Origin of the sequence: Streptomyces sp. NBC_01197 (assembly GCF_036010505.1) — a bacterium.
In the GTDB taxonomy this organism is placed as follows: domain Bacteria; phylum Actinomycetota; class Actinomycetes; order Streptomycetales; family Streptomycetaceae; genus Streptomyces.
Genome location: NZ_CP108569.1, coordinates 1462752 through 1480920, shown reverse-complemented (window position 1 = coordinate 1480920; position 18169 = coordinate 1462752). Strand labels below are relative to the sequence as shown.

Annotated in this window: 14 protein-coding genes; 11 read left to right on the top strand and 3 right to left on the bottom strand. The window is 71.5% G+C overall.

The features are described from left to right. The first annotated feature begins 2 nt into the window (after positions 1–2). The 6 genes from mmuM to OG452_RS06615 all read left to right on the top strand — a co-directional run bounded on the left by mmuM (position 3) and on the right by OG452_RS06615 (position 9091). Positions 3–917, top strand: a complete 915-nt coding sequence (gene mmuM / locus OG452_RS06640) for a homocysteine S-methyltransferase (protein WP_327294689.1) — start codon at positions 3–5, stop codon at positions 915–917. A gap of 43 nt (positions 918–960) precedes the next feature. Beyond that, complete coding sequence (locus tag OG452_RS06635; protein WP_327294688.1) at positions 961–2439, top strand: 3' terminal RNA ribose 2'-O-methyltransferase Hen1; 1479 nt, start codon at positions 961–963, stop codon at positions 2437–2439. Then, on the top strand, positions 2436–5009 hold the full coding sequence (locus OG452_RS06630) for a polynucleotide kinase-phosphatase (protein ID WP_327294687.1): 2574 nt from the start codon (positions 2436–2438) through the stop codon (positions 5007–5009). Before OG452_RS06635 ends, OG452_RS06630 begins: the two co-directional genes overlap by 4 nt. Positions 5010–5103: 94 nt before the next feature. Further along, positions 5104–6330, top strand: coding sequence for an arginine deiminase (locus OG452_RS06625; protein ID WP_327294686.1), 1227 nt, complete (start codon positions 5104–5106; stop codon positions 6328–6330). A gap of 87 nt (positions 6331–6417) precedes the next feature. Then, positions 6418–7449 carry an ornithine carbamoyltransferase gene (gene argF, locus OG452_RS06620; protein ID WP_327294684.1) on the top strand — a complete coding sequence of 344 codons (1032 nt, stop codon included), beginning with the start codon at positions 6418–6420 and terminating at the stop codon, positions 7447–7449. 166 nt (positions 7450–7615) lie between these two features. Beyond that, on the top strand, positions 7616–9091 hold the full coding sequence (locus OG452_RS06615; RefSeq protein WP_327294682.1) for an amino acid permease: 1476 nt from the start codon (positions 7616–7618) through the stop codon (positions 9089–9091). Here the strand turns inward: OG452_RS06615 and OG452_RS06610 are convergent. Next, positions 9063–9494, bottom strand: a complete 432-nt coding sequence (locus OG452_RS06610; RefSeq protein ID WP_327294681.1) for an ATP-binding protein — start codon at positions 9492–9494, stop codon at positions 9063–9065. The genes OG452_RS06615 and OG452_RS06610 overlap by 29 nt on opposite strands. A gap of 268 nt (positions 9495–9762) precedes the next feature. On the opposite strand from OG452_RS06610, the gene OG452_RS06605 reads away from it, so the two are divergent. Together OG452_RS06605 and OG452_RS06600 are read left to right on the top strand one after the other, a co-directional pair. Continuing rightward, positions 9763–10590, top strand: coding sequence for an enoyl-CoA hydratase family protein (locus OG452_RS06605; protein WP_327294680.1), 828 nt, complete (start codon positions 9763–9765; stop codon positions 10588–10590). Then, positions 10575–12896: a bifunctional salicylyl-CoA 5-hydroxylase/oxidoreductase gene (locus OG452_RS06600; RefSeq protein ID WP_327294679.1), complete on the top strand. Its 2322-nt coding sequence runs from the start codon at positions 10575–10577 to the stop codon at positions 12894–12896. The genes OG452_RS06605 and OG452_RS06600 overlap by 16 nt, the downstream gene beginning before the upstream one ends. On the opposite strand, the gene OG452_RS06595 is transcribed toward OG452_RS06600, so the two are convergent. Together OG452_RS06595 and OG452_RS06590 are read right to left on the bottom strand one after the other, a co-directional pair. Then, positions 12889–13731, bottom strand: coding sequence for a GNAT family N-acetyltransferase (locus OG452_RS06595; protein WP_327294678.1), 843 nt, complete (start codon positions 13729–13731; stop codon positions 12889–12891). The two genes, OG452_RS06600 and OG452_RS06595, sit on opposite strands and share 8 nt — an antisense overlap. A 73-nt stretch (positions 13732–13804) precedes the next feature. Continuing rightward, positions 13805–15403 (bottom strand): AMP-binding protein, encoded by a 1599-nt coding sequence (locus tag OG452_RS06590; protein WP_327294677.1) that lies wholly within the window; start codon positions 15401–15403, stop codon positions 13805–13807. 88 nt (positions 15404–15491) lie between these two features. Here OG452_RS06590 and OG452_RS06585 point away from each other — a divergent pair, with 88 nt between their 5' ends. The 3 genes from OG452_RS06585 to OG452_RS06575 are packed head-to-tail and all read left to right on the top strand — an operon-like array spanning position 15492 to position 17831. After that, a complete protein-coding gene (locus tag OG452_RS06585; RefSeq protein ID WP_327294676.1) occupies positions 15492–16601 on the top strand; it encodes an acyl-CoA dehydrogenase family protein in 1110 nt (369 codons plus the stop codon). Beyond that, positions 16598–16996, top strand: a complete 399-nt coding sequence (locus tag OG452_RS06580) for a RidA family protein (RefSeq protein ID WP_327294675.1) — start codon at positions 16598–16600, stop codon at positions 16994–16996. The genes OG452_RS06585 and OG452_RS06580 overlap by 4 nt, the downstream gene beginning before the upstream one ends. A gap of 1 nt (position 16997) precedes the next feature. After that, positions 16998–17831, top strand: a complete 834-nt coding sequence (locus OG452_RS06575) for an alpha/beta fold hydrolase (protein ID WP_327294674.1) — start codon at positions 16998–17000, stop codon at positions 17829–17831. Positions 17832–18169 lie beyond the last annotated feature (338 nt).

Here is an 18169-nt window from a genome sequence, read left to right as displayed (position 1 = left end):
GGGTGCGCCCCGTCCGTACACTCGCCGCCGCGCTGGCCGAGTCCACCGTCGTCCTCGACGGCGGCCTGTCCAACCAGCTGGAGGCGCAGGGCTGTGATCTCTCCGACGCGCTCTGGTCGGCCCGGCTGCTCGCCGACGATCCCCAGCAGATCGTGGCGGCGCACACGGCGTATGTACGGGCGGGCGCCCAGGTGCTCATCACCGCGAGCTACCAGGCCACGTTCGAGGGCTTCGCGCGGCGCGGAGCCGGCCGGGCCGAGGCCGCCGGGCTGCTGGCCCGCAGTGTGCGGCTGGCCCGGGAGGCCGCCGGGACGGTGGACCACGAGGTCTGGGTCGCCGCCTCCGTCGGCCCCTACGGTGCGATGCTCGCCGACGGCAGTGAGTACCGCGGGCGGTACGGGCTCACCGTCAGGGAGCTGGAGCGCTTCCACCGGCCGCGGATCGAGGCGCTGGCCGCGGCTGACCCCGATGTGCTCGCGCTGGAGACGGTGCCGGACACCGACGAGGCCGAGGCACTGCTGCGGGCGGCCGCCGGATGCGGCAAGCCGGTCTGGCTCTCGTACAGCGTCACGGGGGAGCGGACCCGGGCCGGGCAGCCGCTGGCCGAGGCCTTCGCGCTCGCGGCGGACCGGGACCAGGTCGTCGCCGTGGGCGTGAACTGCTGTGCGTCCGGGGACGTGGACCGGGCCGTGGAGCTCGCGTCGTCGGCCACCGGCAAGCCCGTCGTGGTCTATCCGAACAGCGGCGAGGAATGGGACGCGGAGCGCCGCGGCTGGCGTGGCCGCTCCACCTTCGCGGCCGCGAAGGTGGAAGGCTGGGAGGAGGCCGGAGCCAGACTGGTCGGCGGCTGCTGCCGGGTCGGCCCGGAGGAGATCGCGGACCTCGCGCGGCTCCGTAATCCGCCCCGAAGACCATGAAAACCTCTGGTCGGGCCCGGCCGACCGGGTGATACTCGGACCCGTGTTCCTGACGATCAGCACCACCGGCACCCCAGAGCGCCCCGCCACCGACCTCGGCTTCCTGCTGCACAAGCATCCCGACAAGGCGCAGGCGTTCTCCACCTCGCACGGCACGGCGCACGTCCTCTATCCGGAGGCCACCGCCGAGCGCTGCACGGCCGCGCTGCTGCTGGAGGTGGATCCGGTGGCGCTGGTGCGGCGCGGCAAGGGCAAAGGGCGCGGCGGCGCACCCGACGCGGCGCTCGCCCAGTACGTCAACGACCGGCCGTACGCCGCCTCCTCGCTGCTGTCCGTCGCCATGACCACCGTCTTCAAGAGCGCTCTGCGCGGCGTGTGCACCGCACTCCCGGAGCGGGCCGAGACCCCGATGCCGCTGCGGATCGAGGTGCCCGCGCTGCCCGTCGGCGGGGGCCCGGGCCTGGTGCACAGGCTGTTCGCCCCGCTCGGCTGGGAGCGGGTGAAGGCCGAGCCGGTCGCGCTGGACGAGAAGTTCCCGGAGTGGGGCGAATCGCGGTACGTGCGTCTGGTGCTCGAAGGCGAGCTGCGGCTCGCCGACGCGCTGCGGCAGCTCTATGTGCTGCTGCCCGTCCTCGATGACGCCAAGCACTACTGGGTGGCACCCGACGAGGTCGGCAAGCTGCTGCGCGCCGGCGAGGGGTGGCTGGCCGGGCATCCCGAGCAGAAACTGATCACCAGCCGCTACCTGTCGCGGCGCTGGGGACTGGCCCGGCAGGCGATGGAGGCCCTGGAGCTGGTGCGGCTGGCGGAGGCCGACGACACCGAGGTCGAGTCGATCGACAACGCGGTCGACGAGACCACGGACACCGAGGAGAAGCCGGTACCGCTGGCGGCGCGGCGCCGGGCGGCGATCCTGGACGCGCTGCGCACGGCAGGCGCGGGCCGGGTGCTCGACCTGGGCTGCGGCCAGGGCCAGTTGGTGCAGGAGCTGCTGAAGGACACCCGCTTCACCGAGGTCGTCGGCATGGATGTGTCGATGCGCGCGCTGAACATCGCGGCCCGCAGGCTGCGTCTGGACCAGCTCGGCGAGCGCCGTGCGGCCCGGGTGAAGCTCATCCAGGGCTCTCTCACGTACACCGACAAGCGGCTCAGGCGGTACGACGCCGCGGTGCTGAGCGAGGTCATCGAGCATGTCGACCCCGAGCGGCTGCCCGCGCTGGAGTACGCGGTATTCGGCGCCGCGCGGCCGCAGACCGTCCTGGTGACCACGCCGAACGCCGAGTACAACGTCCGCTGGGAGACCCTGCCCGCCGGGCAGGTGCGCCACGGGGACCACCGTTTCGAGTGGACCCGCGAGGAGTTCCGGGTCTGGGCCGGAAAAGTGGCCGAACGGCATGGGTACGGCGTGGAGTTCAGGGCCGTGGGGCCCGACGACCCGGAGGTGGGTCCGCCGACCCAGCTCGCTGTGTTCACCATGATCCCGAAGTCCGCCACAGCGCCGAAGGAGGCGGAAGCAGCATGAGCAGCACCGGAGACACCAGCAGCACCGCAAGTCCCGGCCCGCGCGTCCTCCCGGTGACCGATCTCTCCCTCGTGGTCCTCATCGGGGCCACCGGTTCGGGCAAGTCCACCTTCGCGCACCGGCACTTCAAGCCCACCGAGATCATCTCGTCGGACTTCTGCCGCGGCCTGGTGGCCGACGACGAGAACGACCAGAGCGCCAGCGGCGACGCCTTCGACGTCCTCCACTACATCGCGGGGAAGCGGCTGGCCGCCGGACGGCTGACCGTAGTGGACGCGACGAACGTGCAGCCCGAGAGCCGCAGGCAGCTGGTGCGGCTGGCGCGCGAGCACGACGTACTGCCCATCGCGATCGTGCTCGACCTGCCCGAGGAGGTGTGCGCCGAGCGCAACGCCGTACGTCCCGGCCGGGCCGGGATGCCCCGCCACGTCATCCAGCGGCACCGCCGCGAACTGCGCCGCTCGCTGCGCGGCCTGGAGCGGGAGGGCTTCCGCAAGGTGCACATCCTGCGCAGCGCGGCGGAGGCCGAGGGGGCCGAAGTCGTCCTGGAGAAGCGGTACAACGACCTCACCCACCTCACCGGCCCCTTCGACATCATCGGTGACGTTCACGGCTGCAGCTCCGAGCTGGACACCCTGCTCACCCGGCTCGGCTACACCGACGGTGCGCACCCCGAAGGCCGTACCGCCGTCTTCGTCGGCGACCTGGTGGACCGCGGCCCGGACAGCCCGGGTGTGCTGCGCCGGGTCATGTCGATGGTCGCCGCGGGCAACGCGCTCTGTGTGCCCGGGAACCATGAGAACAAGCTCGGCCGTTACCTCAGGGGACGGAAGGTCCAGCACAGTCACGGACTCGCCGAGACCATCGAGCAGCTGGAGAAGGAGGACACGCGGGACCCGGAATTCCGCGAGCAGGTGCGGGAGTTCGTCGACGGGCTCGTCAGCCACTACGTCCTGGACGGCGGACGGCTCGTCGTCTGCCATGCCGGGCTGCCCGAGAAGTACCACGGCCGCACCTCCGGCCGGGTCCGCTCCCACGCGCTGTACGGGGACACGACGGGCGAGACCGACGAGTTCGGCCTGCCCGTGCGCTACCCGTGGGCCGAGGACTACCGCGGCCGCGCCGCCGTCGTCTACGGACACACCCCCGTACCGAACACCAGCTGGATCAACAACACCCTCTGCCTGGACACCGGCGCGGTCTTCGGCGGGCGGATGACGGCGCTGCGCTGGCCCGAGCGCGAACTGGTCGACGTCCCAGCGGAGCAGGTCTGGTACGAGCCGGTCCGCCCGCTCACCACCGAGGCGCCGGGCGGCCACGACGGCCGCCCGCTCGACCTCGCCGACGTCAGCGGCCGGCGCGTCGTGGAGACCCGGCACACCGGCCGGGTCGCGGTCCGCGAGGAGAACGCGGCGGCTGCGCTGGAGGTCATGACCCGTTTCGCGGTCGACCCGCAGCTGCTCGCCTACCTTCCGCCGACCATGTCCCCCACGGGCACCTCGCATCTGGACGGCTATCTGGAACACCCCGCCGAGGCCTTCGCCCAGTACCGGGCGGACGGTGTCGCGAAGGTCGTGTGCGAGGAGAAGCACATGGGCTCGCGGGCGGTCGCCCTCGTCTGCCGGGACGCCGAAGCCGCGCGTGAGCGCTTCGGGGTGTCCGGGCCGACCGGTTCGCTGCACACCAGGACCGGCCGCCCCTTCTTCGACGACCCCGCAGTCACCGAGGAGATACTCGGACGGCTGCGCACGGCCGTCACCGACGCCGGACTCTGGGACGAACTGGCCACCGGCTGGCTGCTGCTCGACGCGGAGCTGATGCCCTGGTCGCTCAAGGCGACCGGGCTGCTGCGCAGGCAGTACGCGGCGGTGGGCGCCGCCTCGCGCGCCGTGTTCCCCGGCGTCGTCGGGGCCCTGGAAGCAGCCGCCGCCCGGGGCGTGGAGGTCGGCGCGCTGCTCGCCGGGCAGCGCGCGAGGGCTGATGACGCGGTCGCCTTCACCGAGGCGTACCGCCGGTACTGCTGGACGACGGACGGCCTGGACGGCGTACGGCTCGCACCGTTCCAGCTGCTCGCGGCCGAGGGCCGGTCCCTCGCAGCCGTACCCCACGACGAGCAGCTGGCCTGGCTCGACCGGCTGGTCGAGCACGACCAGAGCGGCCTCCTGCGGACCACTCGCCGGCTGGTCGTCGACACGGGCGACAAGGAGTCCGTGCGCTCCGGCACCGACTGGTGGCTGGAGATGACCGGACGCGGCGGCGAGGGCATGGTCGTCAAGCCGCTCCAGGCGCTGGTACGCGACGGGAAGCGGCGGCTCGTCCAGCCGGGCATCAAGGTGCGCGGCCGCGAGTACCTGCGGATCATCTACGGCCCCGAGTACACCCGCCCGGACAACCTGGCCAGGCTCCGTCAGCGCTTCCTCGGCCACAAGCGCTCCCTCGCCCTGCGCGAGTACGCCCTCGGTCTGGAGGCGCTGGACCGGCTCGCCGACGGCGAACCGCTGTGGCGGGTCCACGAGGCGGTCTTCGCCGTGCTGGCCCTGGAGTCGGAGCCGGTCGACCCGAGGCTCTGAGCGGGCGCTCCCCTCCGGGGGGCGGCCGGACACGCCTCCGCTCATCCCCTCACCTACAGGGGTGAGCGGGGCGGACCGGGGACAGGATGGGGGGATGGGATTCCATGTCGATTCCGAGACGGGGCCGCTGCGCCGCGTCATCCTTCACCGGCCGGGTCTGGAACTGAAGCGGCTCACCCCCAGCAACAAGGACGCGCTGCTCTTCGACGACGTGCTGTGGGTGCGCCGGGCCCGCCAGGAGCACGACGGCTTCGCCAACGTCCTGCGCGGGCGGGGCGTGGAGGTGCATCTCTTCGACGACCTGCTCCGGGAGTCGCTTGAGGTGCCCGAGGCCCGCGCGCTCATCCTGGACCGGGTCTTCGACGAGAAGGAGTACGGCCCGCTCGCCACCCACCATCTGCGGACGGTCTTCGACGACCTGTCCGTCGGTGACCTGGCGGAGGTGCTGGTCGGCGGAATGACCAAACGGGAGTTCCTGGAGCGGTACCGGGAGCCGGTCTCGGTCCGCTTCCATGTGATGGATCTGGACGACTTCCTGCTCGATCCGCTGCCGAACCATCTGTTCACCCGCGACACCTCGGCCTGGATCTACGACGGTGTCTCCATCAACGCGATGCGCTGGCCGGCCAGACAGCGCGAGACCGTCCACTTCGAGGCGATCTACCGCCACCACCCGCTCTTCACCGGCTCGGGCGCCTTCCACCACTGGTCGCAGGGGCAGGTCGACTACCCGTCCACGATCGAGGGCGGCGACGTCCTGGTCATCGGCAACGGCGCCGTCCTGATCGGGATGAGCGAGCGGACCACGCCGCAGGCGGTGGAGATGCTGGCCCGCGGACTCTTCGCGGCCGGCTCCGCGCGCACCATCGTGGCGCTCGACATGCCGAAGCGGCGGGCGTTCATGCATCTGGACACCGTGATGACGATGGTCGACGGAGACACCTTCACCCAGTACGCGGGTCTCGGGATGCTCCGCTCGTACACCATCGAACCGGGCGACGGCGACCGGGAGTTGAAGGTCACCGACCACCCGCCGGAGCAGATGCACCACGCCATCGCCGGGGCGCTGGGGCTGAGCGGTATCCGGGTGCTGACCGCGACCCAGGACGTGCACTCGGCGGAGCGAGAGCAGTGGGACGACGGCTGCAACGTCCTCGCCGTCGAGCCGGGTGTGGTCGTGGCGTACGAGCGGAACTTCACCACCAACACGCATCTGCGCAAGGAGGGCATCGAAGTCATCGAGATTCCCGGCAGCGAACTGGGCCGGGGCAGGGGAGGGCCGCGGTGCATGAGCTGCCCGGTCCAGCGGGATGCCGTATGAGCGGATGCCGTATAGTGATGCGCTCAACCGCATAGAATTCCAACCTCTCCCCCTGCCTATCCATTCGCGCCCCAAGGAGCAGCCACCATGGCGATAGACCTCGCAGGCCGCCACTTCCTCAAGGAGCTCGACTTCACCGCGGAGGAGTTCTGCGCCCTGGTCGAGCTGGCCGCCGAGCTCAAGGCGGCCAAGAAGTCGGGCACCGAAGTGCAGCGGCTGCGTGGCCGGAACATCGCCCTGATCTTCGAGAAGACCTCGACCAGGACGCGCTGCGCCTTCGAGGTGGCCGCGGCCGACCAGGGGGCGTCGACGACGTACCTCGACCCCTCGGGCTCCCAGATCGGGCACAAGGAGTCCTTCAAGGACACCGCCCGCGTGCTCGGCCGGATGTTCGACGCCATCGAGTACCGCGGTGACAGCCAGCCGCAGGTCGAGGAGCTCGCCGAGCACGCCGGGGTCCCCGTCTACAACGGACTCACCGACGACTGGCACCCCACCCAGATGCTGGCCGACGTGCTCACCATGACCGAGCACACCGACAAGCCGCTGGAGCAGATCGTCTTCGCCTATCTCGGCGACGCCCGCTTCAACATGGGCAACTCCTATCTGGTCACCGGTGCGCTGCTCGGGCTCGACGTGCGGATCGCCGCGCCCCGCGCCTACTGGCCCGCCGATGACGTCGTCGCGCAGGCGCGGAAGCTGGCCGAGTTGAGCGGCGGGACCGTCACCCTCACTGAGGACATCACCGAGGCCGTGCAGGGCTGCGACTTCGTCGTCACCGATGTCTGGGTGTCGATGGGGGAGCCGAAGGAGGTCTGGGCCGAGCGCATCAACGCGCTCGCGCCGTACGCCGTGACGATGGACGTGCTGCGCGCCACCGGCAACCCGCGGGTGAAGTTCCTGCACTGTCTGCCCGCCTTCCACGACCTGGGCACCCGGGTCGGGCGCGAGATCCACGAGCAGTTCGGACTGAGCGAGCTGGAGGTCACCGACGAGGTCTTCGAGTCGGAGCACTCGGTCGTCTTCGACGAGGCGGAGAACCGGATGCACACGATCAAGGCCGTCCTGGTCGCCACCCTGGCGGGCGAGGGACAGGGCGACGGGCAGGGCAAGGGGTAGGGCGGGGCACGCGGCATAGTCATGCGCCCGATTGGGTGAATATGCGATAAGGCGGCTACTATGTCGTCCATTGGTGGGGTTCGGGCTCGCACGCTCGAACCCCACTTCGCTGTGTGTGCCGCTGTGCGCGCCGCTCCGCGCACGTCCGGAAAGAGACCCCGCCCCCATGCGTTCCCCCCACCCCGCAGAACCGCGTTCGCCCCGGCTGTCCCGTTCGCCGGGGCTGCGCCTCAAGTCCCCCGAACTCCTGATCGCCGAATCCGGCGCGGATCTGGAGGGGCACGGCCTCCGCCGCACCATGGGGCTCTTCCAGCTGGTGTGCTTCGGCGTCGGGGCCATCGTCGGGACCGGAATCTTCGTCGGTCTCTCCGACACCGTGGCCAAGTCGGGTCCCGCGGTCATCGTCTCGTTCGTGCTCGCCGCGGTCACCTGTGTCTTCACGGCGTTCTCCTTCGCCGAGCTGGGCGGCGCGGTCCCGGTGTCGGGCAGCTCGTACTCCTTCGCGTACGCCACACTCGGCGAGCGCACCGCCTTCCTGGTCGGCTGGTGCCTGTTCCTGGAGTACGGCATCTCGGTGAGCGCGGTCGCCGTCGGCTGGAGCCAGTACCTCAACGAGCTGCTGGACAGCCTCACCGGACGGCAGCTGCCCGCCGCGCTCTCCAGCGGTCCGGGCGACGGCGGAGTGATCAACCTGCCCGCCGTCGTGGTGATCGGACTCGCCGCCGTGCTGCTGGTGCGCGGCGTCCGGGAGAGCGCCCGCGCCACGGCCGCGATGGCCGTACTGAAGATCGGCATCCTGCTGGTCTTCTGCGCCATCGCCTTCACCGCGTTCCGGGACGGCCACCTGGTGCCGTTCGCGCCCGGCGGTGCCGGCGGCATCACCTCCGGCGCCTCGATCGCGTTCTTCTCGTACATCGGCTTCGACGCGATCACCACGGCCGGCGAGGAGGTCAGGAACCCGCGGCGCAACATCCCGCTCGCGATCATGATCTGTATCGGCATCGTCACCGTGCTCTACTGCGCGGTCGCCGTGGCGGCCATCGGCGCGTTCGGGGCGCCCGCCGTCGCCGACCGGCCCGCCGCGCTCTCCCTGATCGTCAACCAGGTCACCGGCTCATCGGTCGGCGGCGGTGTCATCGCGTTCGGTGCGGTCGTCGCCATCGCGTCGGTGGTGCTCGCCGTGATGTACGGGCAGACCCGCATCCTGATGGCGATGTCCCGCGACGGGCTGGTTCCCGCGGTCTTCGAGAGGGTCTCCCCGAAGACCTCGACGCCGGTCTCCAACACCTGGATCGTGGCGACCGTCGTCGCCGTTCCCGCCGCGTTCGCCTCGCTCGACGTCGTGGTGAATCTGACGACCATCGGGGCGCTGGCCACGATGGTGACCGTGAACGTCGCGGTGATCGCGCTGCGCCGCAGCCACCCGAAGCTCCCGCGGACCTTCCGGGTGCCGCTGTTCCCCGTCAGCCCCGTCCTGGGGGTCGGGTTCTGCGTGTATCTGATGTACGGGACCGGCTGGCGGACCTGGCTCCAGTTCGCGGGCTTCCTGCTGGCCGGGGCGGTCGTCTACGCCGCCTACGGACGCCGCCGCTCCCGGCTCGGAGCGCGGCAGCTCAGTCCGCAGGACCCGCCGGCAGTGTGAACCAGACGGCCTTGCCGTGCTCGGTCGGGCGGTGGCCGTAGGACGAGCTGAGCGTCCGGATGAGCAGCAGGCCGCGGCCGTGCTCCTGCAAGGGGTCGGGCGGTCCCGACGGCGGCGTCCGGGTCAGATCGCCGGGCGGGACCGGGTCACGGTCGTGCACCTCGACCTGGCAGCCGGTGTGCAGGACCTCCACGACCAGCTCTATGGGGTCGCTGCCGAGCGTGTGCTCCACGGCGTTGGCGACCAGCTCGGATGTGAGGAGCTCGGCCGTGTCGGAGTCCGCGGCGTCCTCGCCCTCCAGGTCGGCGAGCACCGTACGGATCAGCGCACGCGCTATCGGCACCGCGGCCACGGTGTGCGGCAGCGCGATGCGCCACGAGGCGGGGCGCGAGGTGTCCGGCACGGCTGGAGTTCCGTTCGGTGTGGAGGGGGTTGTCCTGATTTAAACGATACGGAGCGGGAGGCGGCGCGAGTAGGGGCAGCGGCCGGGAGGAAATGGGACCTGTGCCACATTCTGGCGGGACTTCCGGCGGGAGGCTCTGTCATCTTCTTTATCGCGTACTCGTGACGGTAGTCACAGGGGAGTGATAATTTGAAGGGGCACGCCGCTCTTTCACCGGGTCTCCGGCCGGCCTTCGGACGAGTCCCCCGACCGAAGGAGGCCGCACACCATGAGCCCCTTTTCCGGCTCAGCGGACCCCGTGGAGCACTGGGACCACCTCCGCGTGACCAGGCAGGACGGGGTCGCGACCGTCACCTTCGCGCGCCCGGGAAAGCTCAACGCCCTCACCTTCGGCGCCTACGCGGATCTGCGGGACCTGCTCGCGGAGCTGTCCCGCGAGCGGTCGGTACGCGCGCTCGTCCTCGCCGGTGAGGGGCGCGGATTCTGCTCGGGCGGCGACGTCGAGGAGATCATCGGCGCCACCCTGGCCCTGGACACCGCCCAGCTCCTCGACTTCAACCGGATGACCGGACAGGTCGTCCGGGCGCTGCGCGAGTGCCCCTTCCCGGTGATCGCCGCCGTGCACGGGGTCGCCGCGGGGGCGGGCGCGGTCCTCGCGCTGGCCGCCGACTTCCGGGTCGCCGACCCGACCGCCCGCTTCGCGTTCCTCTTCACCCGGGTGGGGCTGTCCGGCGGCGACATGGGCGCCGCCTATCTGCTGCCACGCGTCGTCGGACTCGGGCACGCGACCCGGCTGCTGATGATGGGGGAGCCCGTCCTGGCGCCCGAGGCCGAGCGGATCGGCCTGATCAGCGAGCTGGCCGACGAGGGCCGGGCGGACGAGCGGGCGGCCGCGCTGGCCCGCCGCCTCGCCGAGGGCCCGGCGCTCGCGTACGCGCAGACCAAGGCGCTGCTCACCGCGGAACTCGACATGCCGCTCGCCGCAGCCGTCGAACTGGACGCCACCACGCAGGCGCTGCTGATGAACGGCGAGGACTACGCCGAGTTCCACGCCGCCTTCACCGAGAAGCGGCCCCCCAAGTGGCAGGGCAGGTAGCCGTGGCGGCCGGTACAGGGCAGCGCGCCGGCGCCGCCCTGCGGGTCGCGGTCGTCGGCGGCGGACCCGGCGGGCTCTACGCCGCCGCCCTCCTCAAGCGGCTCGATCCCGCCCGGTCCGTCACCGTCTGGGAGCGCAACGCCCCCGACGACACCTTCGGCTTCGGCGTCGTACTCTCCGACGAGACCCTCGGCGGCATCGAGCAGGCGGACCCGGCCGTACACCGCGCCCTCCAGGACGAGTTCGTACGGTGGGACGACATCGACATCGTCCACCGCGGCACCACCCTGACCTCGGGCGGTCACGGCTTCGCGGCGCTCGGCAGGCGCCGCCTCCTGGAGATCCTGCACGAGCGCTGCCGCGCGCTGGGCGTACGGATCCGCTTCCGCACCGAGGCACCACCCCCCGCCGAACTGGCTGCGACCCACGACCTGGTGGTCGCGGCCGACGGGGTGCACAGCGCCACCCGCCGGGCCTACGCCGACGTCTTCGCCCCCCGTGTCACAACCCACCGCTGCCGCTACATCTGGCTCTCCGCGCCCTTCGCCTTCGACGCCTTCCGCTTCGAGATCGCCGAGACCGAGCACGGCGTGATGCAGCTGCACGGCTACCCGTACGGGCCCAATGCCTCCACCGTCATCGTCGAGATGCGCGAGGAGGTCTGGCAGGCCGCGGGCCTCGACCGCTGCGACGAGCGGGAGTCCACCGAGCGGTGCGCCCGGATCTTCGCCGACGCGCTCGGCGGCCGGCCGCTCACCGGGAACAACTCCAGCTGGACCGCGTTCCGCACCGTCGTCAACGACCGCTGGTCGCACGGGAACACGGTGCTGCTCGGCGACGCCGCGCACACCGCGCACTTCTCCATCGGCTCCGGCACGAAGCTCGCCGTCGAGGACGCGCTCGCGCTGGCGGCGAACATCGAGGAGCAGCCCGACCTGCCGTCCGCGCTCGCCGCGTACGAGAGCGAGCGCCGCCCCGTCGTCGCCTCCACCCAGCGGGCGGCCGGGGCCAGCCTGGAGTGGTTCGAGCAGCTGGACATGTATCTGGGCCAGCCGCCAAGGGAGTTCGCCTTCAACCTGCTCACCCGCAGCCGCCGGGTCACGCACGGCAATCTGCGGCTGCGCGACCGCGCCTTCACGGACACGGTGGAGCGCGACTTCGGCTGCCGGGACGGCACCCCGCCGATGTTCACCCCGCTGCGGCTGCGCGGTCTCGAACTGCGCAACCGCGTCGTCGTCTCGCCCATGGACATGTACTCGGCGTACGACGGTGTCCCCGGCGACCTCCACCTCGTCCACCTGGGCGCCCGCGCCCTCGGCGGCGCCGGTCTGGTGATGACCGAGATGGTGTGCGTGAGCCCCGAGGGCCGCATCACACCCGGCTGCACCGGCCTCTATACCGGTGAACAGGCGGCGGCCTGGCGCCGCGTCACTTCCTTCGTGCACGAGCAGTCGCCCGGCACCGCCATCGGGGTCCAGCTCGGGCACTCCGGCCGCAAGGGATCCACCCGCCTCATGTGGGACGGCATGGACGAGCCACTCCCGGACGGCAACTGGCCGCTGTCCGCCGCGTCCCCGCTTCCGTACCGGCCGGGCGTCAGCCAGGTCCCGTCGGAACTGGACGCGGCCGGACTCACCGCGGTGCGCGACCAGTTCACCTTGGCGGCCCGCCGCGCCGTGCGGGCAGGCTTCGACCTGCTCGAACTGCACTGCGCGCACGGCTATCTGCTCTCCGGCTTCCTCTCCCCGCTCACCAATCTCCGCACCGACGGCTACGGGCGCTCCCTCCGCAGCCGCCTGCGCTTTCCCCTGGAGGTCTTCGACGCGGTACGGGCCGTCTGGCCCGAAGACCGGCCGATGACGGTCCGTATCTCGGCCGCCGACTGGGCACCCGGCGGCACGACACCCGACGAGGCGGTCGCGATCGCCGGCGCATTCGCCGCCCACGGGGCCGACGCGATCGACGTCTCGACGGGGCAGGTCGTGCCCGGCGAGAAGCCCGCGTTCGGCCGCTCGTACCAGACCCCGTTCGCCGACCGTATCCGCAACGAACTGGGCATACCGGTGGTCGCGGTGGGCGCGATCTCCTCCTGGGACGACGTCAACTCGCTGCTGCTCGCGGGCCGCACGGACCTCTGCGCGCTGGCCCGCCCGCATCTTTACGACCCGCACTGGACCCTGCACGCGGCGGCGGAGCAGGGGTACGAGGGCCCGGCCGCGCCGTGGCCCCTCCCGTACCGGGCGGGCAGCCGCGCCCCCAGGACCGGCAGGGCCGACGCCCCGAAGCCGAGGCTCACACTCAAGTGACGGCTGCGCCGACTGTCCTGGTGACGACGGCCCGGTCGGCCACCGGCCGGTACCCGATGCGCCGGTACACGCCGTTGCTGGTCGGATTGGCAATGTCGGTGAAGAGCAGCACATCGGCCACGCCTGCGTCCAGCGCCCCCCGGCTGATGTGCGCGGTGACTGCCGCCGCGTAGCCGCGACCGCGCAGGCCGGGCGGGGTGTACACCGGGGCGATGCGGACAGTGCCCGCAGTGGGACGGGTCACCCCCGCCATGGAGACCGGGACGCCCCGGTGCTCCCAGAGAGCCAGTCCGCCGTACGAGGTCCGGTCGTCGACGGAGCTCGCGACCCGGGCCAACGGCTGCCCCGTGTCGCGGCCGAAGGCGCGGTGCCACTCCGTCAGCAGCTCACGGTCGGCGGTCGTGGCGGTACGTGCCTGCCCGGCAGGGCAGGGTGATGGCGGGATCAACTCGGCCAGCCGGTAAAGGCGTTGCTCCTGTGTAGTGGTCCGGCCGGGCCACGACGCGGTGAGCGCGTCGGCCACGGACCGTTCGGCGTTGACAGCGGTCACCCGCCACTCGTCCAAGGCGTGCGCGAGCGATGGCGTGGCTTCGCCGGGGACCACCCCGACCTGCAGAGGGTGTGGCGGTGTCCACACGACGGCGCCGTCCACCGCGCCGGCCGGGGAGCGCCACCAGCCGTAAAGGGGCGCGCTGTCGCCGTAGAAGCGCGGACCGTGGCGCTTGAGCGCAGCCGTGATGGTCAGGAGGAGAGTGTTCCGGGCAGGGTGCGCGGCGGCGGCAGGCTCCGCGGTGGCGAGAAAGTCGTCCAGGTCCCGGGTGAAGGTCCATGTCATGCGGCACATGGTGCGGGACGGCGGGGCGCCAGGCACATGAGTTTCCGGGGGAGGGGCCGCGTCGTCGACCCGCTCACCCCAGCCGGAACCGCTGGAGCTTCCCCGTTCCGGTCCGCGGCAGCGCGTCCGCGAACACCACCACCCGGGGGCACTTGTGCGGGGCCAGCTCGGACTTCACGAACTCCCGCAGTGGCTCCGCCTCCCGCGCCGCGCCCTCGCGCAGCACCACATGCGCCACCACTACCTGCCCCCGGTCGGGGTCCGGGCGGCCCACCACCGCCGCCTCCAGGACGTCGGGATGGCGCAGCAGCGCGCCCTCGACCTCGGGGCCCGCGATGTTGTACCCGGCAGAAATGATCATGTCGTCGGCACGGGCCACATAGGTGAAGTAGCCGTCTCCGTCGCGCAGGTACGTGTCGCCGGTGAGGTTCCAGCCGTCCCGCACATACTCCGACTGGCGCTCGTCGGCCAGATAGCGGCAGCCCACCGGGCCGCGCACCGCGAGCAGGCCCGGCTCGCCGTCGGGCACCTGGCGGCCTGAGCGGTCCACCACCCGCGCCTGCCAGCCGGGCACCGGAACACCCGTCGTCCCGGGGCGCACCGCCTCGTCCGCGGCCGAGATGAAGATGTGCAGCAGCTCCGTCGCGCCGATGCCGTTGATGATGCGCAGCCCGGTCCGCTCGTGCCAGGCGTGCCAGGTGGCCGCGGGCAGATGCTCCCCTGCCGAGACACAGCGCCGCAGCGCCGAGAGGTCGTACGAGTCCAGCCCGTCCAGCATCGTGCGGTACGCGGTCGGCGCCGTGAACAGCACCGATACCCGGTGCCTGGCGAGCGCGGGCAGCAGCTGGCGCGGCCCGGACCGTTCGAGCAGGAGGGCCGAGGCGCCGGCGCGCAGCGGGAAGACCACAAGCCCGCCCAGGCCGAAGGTGAAACCGAGCGGCGGGCTGCCCGCGAAGACGTCGTCGGGGCGGGGCTTCAGCACGTACCGCGCGAAGGTGTCCGCGACGGCCAGCACATCGCGGTGAAAGTGCATACAGCCCTTCGGCCGCCCGGTGGTGCCGGAGGTGAAGGCGATCAGAGCCACATCGTCGGCGGAGGTCGCGACGGCCTCGTACCTGTCGGGTCTGGCGGCGGCCAGCCGCAGCAGATCCTGCGGCCCCTCGCCGCCGTACGTGGTGATCCGCAGCGCGGGGACCTCCGCCTTCACCAGGTCGTCGACGGCGCGGATGTCGCACAGCGCATGGCTGATCCGGGCGAGGGCGCACACCTCGGCCAGCTCCTGCGGGCGCTGGGTGGCCAGTACGGTCACGGCCACCGCGCCCGCCTTCATCACCGCGAGCCAGCAGGCGGCGAGATGCGGTGTGGTGGGGCCGCGCAGCAGCACCCGGTTGCCCGGCACGACCCCGAGATCCGATGTGAGGACATGGGCGATACGGCCGACCTCGGCCCGGAGTTCGCCGTACGTCCACAGCTCACCGGCGCCGGTACGGAAGGCGGGGCGGTCGGCGCCGAAGCGCTCCACGGTCCGGTCCAGCAGCTCCGCCCCGCAGTTGAGCCGGTCCGGATACGCCGGCCCGGGAAGTTCATCGAGGAGCAGCCGGGGCCACTGGTCGGCGGGCGGCAGCTGGTCGCGGGGAAAAGAGTCGACGTGCGCTGAGGTTTTCAGCTCCATCACAGGATCGCCCCCTTAGGCGGCATCGCATATGGAGCGTATCGTTTGCGTGACGACAGTCAACGGTTCACGATAGAGGGGATCGGGGATGACCGCATTCGCACTGGACCCGGACCAGCGGAAGTGGTGCGCCGAACTGCGCACCCTGGCCGCCGAACGGCTCGGTCCGATCGCCGCTGCCGGGGACCCCGGCCGCGTCAACCGTCCCCTGGTCGCGGCCCTCGGCGAACTGGGCCTGCTGAAACGGCTGTTCAGTGCGGGCGCGCTGGACCTGTGCCTGCTGCGCGAGTCACTGGCGTACGGCTGCACGGAGGCGGAGACCGCGCTCGCGCTCCAGGGGCTCGGGAGTTACCCGCTGGTCCAGGCAGGCACCGCGGACCAGCGCGAGCGGCTGCTGCCCGAGGTGATCGCGGGCCGGGCGGTCGCCGCCTTCGCGCTGAGCGAGCCCGGCGCCGGGTCGGATGCCGCCGCACTGGAGCTCAAGGCCGTACCGGACGGCGGCGGGTGGCGGCTGACCGGCGCGAAGTGCTGGATCTCCAACGCCCCCGACGCCGACTTCTACACCGTCTTCGCCCGTACGACCGACGGGGCCGGAGCCCGGGGGATCACCGCGTTCCTGGTGCCGGCCGACCGCCCGGGGCTGACGGGTTCACGGCTCGACATGCTCTCGCCGCACCCCATCGGGACGCTGGACTTCGACGCAGTGCCGGTCGGTCCGCAGGACGTCCTGGGCGAGCCGGACCGGGGCTTCCACGTCGCGATGAACACCCTGAACCTCTTCCGCCCCAGCGTGGGTGCCTTCGCCGTCGGCATGGCACAGGCGGCCCTGGACGCGACGATCGGCCACACGTCCCGCCGTACCGCGTTCGGCGGCCCGCTCAAGGACCTCCAGTCGGTGGCCCACCAGGTCGCCGAGATGGCCACCCGCACCGAGGCCGCCCGCCTGCTGGTCCACGCGGCCGCGGCCGCCTGCGACGCGGACGACCCGGGCATCGCGAAACGCTCCGCCATGGCCAAACTGTTCGCCACCGAGACCGCCCAGTACGTCGTGGACACCGCTGTCCAGCTGCACGGCGCCCGGGCCCTCCAGCGCGGCCACCTCCTCGAACACCTCTACCGCGAGGTCCGCGCCCCGCGGATCTACGAGGGCGCCACCGAGGTCCAGCGGACCATCATCGCCAAGGAGCTGTACGCATGAGCCTGGACCGAGTCAACCCGCCGGAGCTCTCCCCGCCCACCGGCTTCTCCCACGCCGTCGCCGCAACCGGGACCCGGCTGGTCTTCCTGGCGGGACAGACCGCGCTGGACGCTGCGGGCGAGGTCACCGGAGCCACCCTTGTGGCCCAGTTCGAGCTGGCGCTCTCGAACCTGCTCACCGCGCTGCGCGCCGCGGGCGGCGATCCGGCCGATCTCGCGCGGGTCACGGTGTACGCCACCGATGTCGCCGACTACCGCGCCCACGTCACCGAACTGGGCCGTATCTGGCGGAAGCTGGCCGGCCGCGACTACCCGGCCATGGCGGTGATCGGCGCCACGCGACTCTGGGACGAGCAGGCGATGGTGGAAATCGACGGAGTCGCCGTACTGTCCTGACATGCCCGAGATCACACTCACCGCAGGCACCGTCGACTACGTGGACACGGGCGGCTCAGGCCCCGTCGTCGTCCTCCTCCACGGGCTCGTCCACGACGCCACCGTCTGGCGCAAGGTGATCGAGGGCCTGCGCCCCGGCCACCGGGTGCTGGCGCCCACTCTGCCGTACGGCGCGCACCGTACCCCGATGCGCCGGGACGTACCGCTGACCCCGGACTCGGTGGCGGAGCTCATCGCCGAGTTCCTCGACCGGCTGGAGCTGCGGGACGTCACTCTCGTCGAGAACGACTGCGGCCGCGCCCAGACCGTGGCCGTCCGGCACCCGGAGCGGCTCGCCCGGCTGGTCCTGACCTCCTGTGAGGCCTTCGACAACTACCCGCCGGGCATCCCGGGCAAGCTGATCGTGCTGGCCTGCCGGGTCCCGGGCGGTATCCCCCTGCTGGTCCGTACGCTCGCGATCAAGCCGATGCGCCGTCTGCCGGTCGGCTTCGGAGCGCTCACCAAGCGGCCGGTGCCCGACCAGATCGTCGACGGCTGGCTGCGCCCGCTCCTCACCGACAAGGCGATCCGCGAGGACTTCCGCCGCTACGGTCTGGGCGTACGCAAGGAGGAACTGCTGGAGGCAGCGGAGGGGCTGCGGACGTTCGACAAGCCCGCGCTGGTGGTGTGGGCGCTGGAGGACCGCATGATGCCCCGGGCCCACGGCCGGCGCCTCGCCGAACTGCTGCCGCAGGGACGGCTCCTGGAGATCGAGGACAGCGGAACCCTGATCGCCGAGGACCAGCCGGAACAACTGGCCGCGGCCCTGCGGGAGTTCATCGCCGCCACCGGCTGAATTCACCAAATCACCGGAAAGCTATTGGCTGTTCCCTTTACAGGGAATCTCTATCCTGAGAGTCTTGAACAAAGAGACTAAACAAGGATGACGATGGAAGCTACCGCCCCACCCGGACGCGGTGCTTTCTGTGGTGGATGAGACGATGTGCCGCACTGCCACAGAGGAGAATACCCTGCGAGGCCCGATGGATAAACATCACTCACCGGCCCAGTGATATCCGCTTAAATTCCCAATTTTGCCCGATCTGTCATCTTACGCACTGGAGTTGGGCGAGCGCCGAGGGTAATGGAAGCGGCTGCCTTCCTCAAGCCATTTCCGTAGTGATCTTCAACTCA

Bases quoted from the DNA above. Each gene is read 5' to 3' on its own strand.
- OG452_RS06630 (WP_327294687.1), top strand. From the start codon at position 2,436: ATGAGCAGCACCGGAGACACCAGCAGCACCGCAAGTCCCGGCCCGCGC.
- OG452_RS06625 (WP_327294686.1), top strand. From the start codon at position 5,104: ATGGGATTCCATGTCGATTCCGAGACGGGGCCGCTGCGCCGCGTCATC.
- argF (WP_327294684.1), top strand. From the start codon at position 6,418: ATGGCGATAGACCTCGCAGGCCGCCACTTCCTCAAGGAGCTCGACTTC.
- OG452_RS06615 (WP_327294682.1), top strand. From the start codon at position 7,616: ATGCGTTCCCCCCACCCCGCAGAACCGCGTTCGCCCCGGCTGTCCCGT.
- OG452_RS06605 (WP_327294680.1), top strand. From the start codon at position 9,763: ATGAGCCCCTTTTCCGGCTCAGCGGACCCCGTGGAGCACTGGGACCAC.
- OG452_RS06595 (WP_327294678.1), bottom strand. From the start codon at position 13,731: ATGACATGGACCTTCACCCGGGACCTGGACGACTTTCTCGCCACCGCG.
- OG452_RS06590 (WP_327294677.1), bottom strand. From the start codon at position 15,403: ATGGAGCTGAAAACCTCAGCGCACGTCGACTCTTTTCCCCGCGACCAG.
- OG452_RS06585 (WP_327294676.1), top strand. From the start codon at position 15,492: ATGACCGCATTCGCACTGGACCCGGACCAGCGGAAGTGGTGCGCCGAA.
- OG452_RS06580 (WP_327294675.1), top strand. From the start codon at position 16,598: ATGAGCCTGGACCGAGTCAACCCGCCGGAGCTCTCCCCGCCCACCGGC.
- OG452_RS06575 (WP_327294674.1), top strand. From the start codon at position 16,998: ATGCCCGAGATCACACTCACCGCAGGCACCGTCGACTACGTGGACACG.